This is a genomic window from Mesorhizobium sp. Cs1321R2N1 (genome assembly GCF_037179725.1).
Lineage (GTDB): Bacteria > Pseudomonadota > Alphaproteobacteria > Rhizobiales > Rhizobiaceae > Mesorhizobium > Mesorhizobium salmacidum.
In genome coordinates, this window is the sequence record NZ_JAPYKP010000245.1 from 1 (window position 1) to 4,373 (window position 4,373).

3 protein-coding genes and 3 pseudogenes are annotated in these 4,373 nt (G+C 63.0%); 1 reads left to right on the top strand and 5 read right to left on the bottom strand.

Going from position 1 to position 4,373, the window contains the following annotated elements:
• A pseudogene (locus O7A61_RS31190) lies at window positions 1-126 on the top strand (IS481 family transposase); the annotation flags it as partial.
• Here the strand turns inward: O7A61_RS31190 and O7A61_RS31195 are convergent.
• From O7A61_RS31195 to O7A61_RS31215, 5 genes and pseudogenes are all read right to left on the bottom strand, one after another.
• Window positions 118-288: pseudogene (locus O7A61_RS31195) on the bottom strand (EamA family transporter); the annotation flags it as partial. The pseudogenes O7A61_RS31190 and O7A61_RS31195 overlap by 9 nt on opposite strands.
• Window positions 289-367: 79 nt before the next feature.
• The gene (locus tag O7A61_RS31200; protein WP_337133025.1) at window positions 368-634 is read right to left on the bottom strand and encodes a putative hemolysin; all 267 of its coding nucleotides are present in this window, start codon (window positions 632-634) and stop codon (window positions 368-370) included.
• Window positions 635-757: 123 nt separating this feature from the next.
• On the bottom strand, window positions 758-1,051 hold the full coding sequence (locus O7A61_RS31205; protein WP_140505142.1) for a GYD domain-containing protein: 294 nt from the start codon (window positions 1,049-1,051) through the stop codon (window positions 758-760).
• Window positions 1,052-1,261: 210 nt separating this feature from the next.
• The gene (rpoD, locus tag O7A61_RS31210) at window positions 1,262-3,286 is read right to left on the bottom strand and encodes an RNA polymerase sigma factor RpoD (protein ID WP_027145766.1); all 2,025 of its coding nucleotides are present in this window, start codon (window positions 3,284-3,286) and stop codon (window positions 1,262-1,264) included.
• Window positions 3,287-3,710: 424 nt separating this feature from the next.
• A pseudogene (locus tag O7A61_RS31215) lies at window positions 3,711-4,373 on the bottom strand (DNA primase); the annotation flags it as partial.

The following is a 4,373-nucleotide window of genomic DNA, read 5'->3' on the forward strand; positions in this document are numbered from 1 at the left end:
GCCGCCGAGTTGCCCATATGGCTGCATCGGTACAATTGGCACCGTCCGCACGGGAGCCTAAAGTCCAAACCGCCAATCAGTCGCCTGGGCCTGACCAAGGACAACCTGTTGAGGCTCCACAGCTAGGCCAATGCCGGCGCCGAGATATAACAGACCCGCCAGCATGAACGGGCTGACGCTGTCGAGCAGCAGTTTGGACAGCGGCGGCGTTGCGCCAAACAAGGCGGCCGAGCCGAGCGCAAGCGGCACGCCGGGCCACAGATGCGAATGGGAATGTGCTTCGGGCATGGCTCACCCTATCACGGCGGCGTGCCATGTCATCGACGAGACCACTCGACACGGCTTGCGCCGCTGTCCAACCGATGCGTCACTTGCCGCGCATCGCCGCCTTCGGCCCGACGCATTTGTTGTCGCGAAACAGCGCCCACTCCTCGCACAGGCGACCGTTGGGCAAGCGGCAAAACCCGTATTCGTTGCCGGCCTTGTCCTTCCTGACCACGAAGCGGCCGCCGATCGCACCGCAGTGAACCGATGCGGGATTGGCCATGCCGACCGGTTTTTGCGCGGCGCCGGCGTCGATGGGCATCGACGACATCAAGGCAAGACCGACGGCCAGTATCGAAAAATTGTTCATGCGATCTCTCCTTGGCCTCCACGGCGAAGCGTCCTGTCCCGAGGCAGCTGTCAAATCTATCGGAACGCACGCCGGATCAAGAGCCGTTGAGGCGGCACCTGATCCGGCTGTCCGCAAACCTCATCATCCAAGTGAGGTGATGATCTCGCGATAGGCGAATTCGGGGAAGGCCTTCATCGTCCGCGTCCTGATGTTGCCGGCCGCCGCCAGCATCAGCGAAAAACGCGCCAGGACCGCGTCGTCGGGCGCCTCGACCACCGCCACCATGTCGTACTCGCCCATGGTCAGGTAGAACGCCTTGAACGATCCGCCCATTTCGCCCAGTTGCTTCCTGGCGGCGTCGAGCCGCTTCGGGGATTCGCGCACGTTCTTGGCGCCCTGCTCGGTCCAGTTCATCAGCACGATGTAGCTTGTCATGGCACACCTCCCTCCGGGGCCACGGAGCACGGCACTCAGGCCGTGGGTCTGTCGACACGGCCTCGACCGGGGCGGGCTTTCCGGGGTTGTCGCCCAGAAAAATGCGTCCGAGGCGAAATTATCCTCCCTAAGGTCGCGGGTCGCAAGAGCGAACACGCTATGAAAAAGGGCGCTCGTGGCGCCCTTTATTTCCAATGCGATTGGCAGGTCTCAGCTGTCCAGGAAGCTGCGCAGCTTGCGGCTCCGGCTCGGGTGCTTGAGCTTGCGCAGCGCCTTGGCTTCGATCTGGCGGATACGCTCGCGGGTGACCGAGAACTGCTGGCCGACTTCTTCCAGCGTGTGGTCGGTGTTCATGCCGATGCCGAAGCGCATTCTGAGCACGCGCTCCTCACGCGGCGTCAGCGAGGCCAGAACGCGCGTGGTGGTCTCGCGCAGATTGGCCTGGATCGCCGCGTCGATCGGCAGGATCGCCATCTTGTCCTCGATGAAATCGCCCAGATGCGAATCCTCCTCGTCGCCGACCGGCGTTTCGAGCGAGATCGGCTCCTTGGCGATCTTCAGGACCTTGCGCACTTTTTCGAGCGGCATGGCGAGCTTTTCGGCCAGTTCCTCCGGCGTCGGCTCGCGGCCGATCTCGTGCAGCATCTGGCGCGAGGTGCGCACGATCTTGTTGATCGTCTCGATCATGTGCACCGGGATGCGGATGGTGCGGGCCTGGTCGGCGATCGAACGCGTGATCGCCTGCCGGATCCACCATGTCGCGTAGGTCGAGAACTTGTAGCCGCGGCGGTATTCGAATTTGTCGACCGCCTTCATCAGGCCGATATTGCCTTCCTGGATCAGGTCGAGGAACTGCAGGCCGCGATTGGTGTACTTCTTGGCGATCGAGATGACGAGGCGCAGATTGGCCTCGACCATTTCCTTCTTGGCGATCGCGGCTTCGCGTTCGCCCTTCTGCACCTGGTTGACGATTTTCCGGAATTCCAGGATCGAGATCGCCGTCTCGGTGGCCAGGTGCTGGATCTCGGCGCGCAGATCCTTGATCGCATCCTTCTCGTTCTTGGTGAATTCCTTCCAGCCGCGCGAGGTCAGGTTGGCGATCGAGCGCGTCCAGTTCGGATCGAGTTCGGAGCCCTGATATTCCTTCAGGAACTCCTCGCGGCGCACGCCATAGCTTTCGGCGAGGCGCAGAAGCTTGCCCTCGTTCTGCACCAGGCGCTTGTTGATGTCGTAGAGCTGCTCGACTAGCGCCTCGATGCGCGCCGTGTTGAGCGACAGCGACTTCACCGCCTTGATCAGCTGGTCCTTCAACTCCTTCAGCCGGCGGTCCTGGCTGGGCGACAGCGTGCCGGCGGCGGCCAGCCGGTTCTCGACCTGCTGGTCCTGCAGCTTCCTGAGCTTCTTGTAGGTGTCGGCGATGACGTCGAGCGTCTCCATCACCTGCGGGCGCAGTTCGGCTTCCATCGCCGCCAGCGACAGGCTCGCCTCGTCCTCGTCTTCCTCGTCGTCGTCGCCGATGCCGCGCGTGTCGGCGCCGACATTGGTGATGTCGTCTTCATCGTCGCGTCCGCGGCGCGGCTTTTCCTCGGCCTTGGGCGCTTCCTCGACACGTTCGACCACCGGCGCCTGCTTGGCTTCGGGGCCGGCATAGGTGGCTTCGAGGTCGATGATCTCGCGCAGCAGGATCTTGGATTCGTTGAGCTCGTCGCGCCAGATGATGATCGCCTGGAAAGTCAGCGGGCTTTCGCAGAGGCCTGCGATCATCGTCTCGCGGCCGGCCTCGATGCGCTTGGCGATCGCGATTTCGCCCTCGCGCGACAGCAGCTCGACCGAGCCCATTTCGCGCAGATACATGCGCACCGGATCGTCGGTGCGGTCGGTCGGCTCTTTCTTGGTGGTGGTGGCGGCGACCGCGGTGCCGGTCTGCTCGGCAAGCTCGTTGGCGTCTTCCTCGGCATCGGCGGCTGTGTCGCCGGCCTCGGCCTCTTCGCCCTGCTCGTCATCCTCGACGACGTTGATGCCCATGTCGGACAGCATCGCCATCGTGTCCTCGATCTGCTCGGAGGTCACTTCCTCGGAAGGCAGCACCGAATTCAGCTCGTCCATGGTGACATAACCGCGCTTCTTGGCGGCCTTGATCATCTTCTTGACAGCATCATCGGAAAGGTCGAGCAAGGGCCCATCGGTGGCGCCTTCGCGTTCGGTCTCGACCTCTTCCTTTTCTTTTGTCGCCATAGTCTTTATCTTCTCCTAGCGGCCGGCCATGGGGGCCGCGTCAGCTGTCGGACCAGTCAAATCGGATACGCCCGTTTTTCTAAACGCGCTTCACCCGGCCCATGAGCTGCATCCGCTCTTTTGTTTGGTGCATGCCGTTGCCCAAAACCGGGTTCCACTCTTGGGCGGCATACATTAAGTCCAGATTAACCCTGATATCTGTGTCAGGCGGGCCGCCTGTCCAGTGACCAGTACCTTGCATCGCTTGTTTCCCGTCGACGCGGGTGCGGGTTAACGTTTCGAATCGTCCTGATTCCGCCATTCTGTCCGAAGGTCAAGCGCCTCTGGCATGATTCGCATGAAAAAAGCGAATCAATTACCCGACTTAGCGCGCCTCGCCCCCAGGGGAAGCGTGGCCGCGCCTTCATTTCGCGCTCGCATGCACTTAGGCTCGCCCAGCCCTGCCCGACGAAACACCAAATCCTTCGATCAGCGCTTCCGTCGCTTGTACATCCTGAAATTGCGCCTGAATTTCGATCAGCTGGCGGAAGTTTTCGTCCGAAGGATCCGCTTCGAGGGCCGCTTCCGCCTGTTTCAGCTCCTTATGTAAGGTGCGCGCGCTGCGCTGCAAGTGCAACGCCTGGTTCAGAGCGTCGCGGGCATCCTCGAGGGCCGCCGTCTCAAGTGCCGGCCATTGCCGCGCCCGCTTGATCAGGCCGACGGCGCGCTCCCAGATCTCGGCGCAGCCGGCGCGCTCGATCGTCGCCACCACGGCGTGGCGGTCATTGGCCATGTTATGCGCCATCGCGTCGAGGATGGCGGCGTGCAGACGCCTCAGGTCGGAATTGGCGAGGTCGAGGAACTCGACATGGGCGAAATTCTCGTCGATCAGCGCCGGGTGGTTGACCAATGCCACGATGATCGTCGCCTCGCGCACCGACATCCCCTCGCCGCGCCTGACCAGCGCCGACTGGCCGAGGCTTTCGGTGATCGCCATGCGCCCGCCGCCTGCCTTGGCGAATTGCCCGCCGGGTGCGGGCTTGCCCTGGCCGCGCTGACCGGGCCGGCCGCCATCCTGACGGCCTTGCCGCGCATTGCGCTGGGAGCC

What these genes read in the sequence shown, in the direction of transcription:
- O7A61_RS31200 (WP_337133025.1), bottom strand. Translation starts at nt 634, where the DNA reads ATGAACAATTTTTCGATACTGGCCGTCGGTCTTGCCTTGATGTCGTCG.
- O7A61_RS31205 (WP_140505142.1), bottom strand. Translation starts at nt 1,051, where the DNA reads ATGACAAGCTACATCGTGCTGATGAACTGGACCGAGCAGGGCGCCAAG.
- rpoD (WP_027145766.1), bottom strand. Translation starts at nt 3,286, where the DNA reads ATGGCGACAAAAGAAAAGGAAGAGGTCGAGACCGAACGCGAAGGCGCC.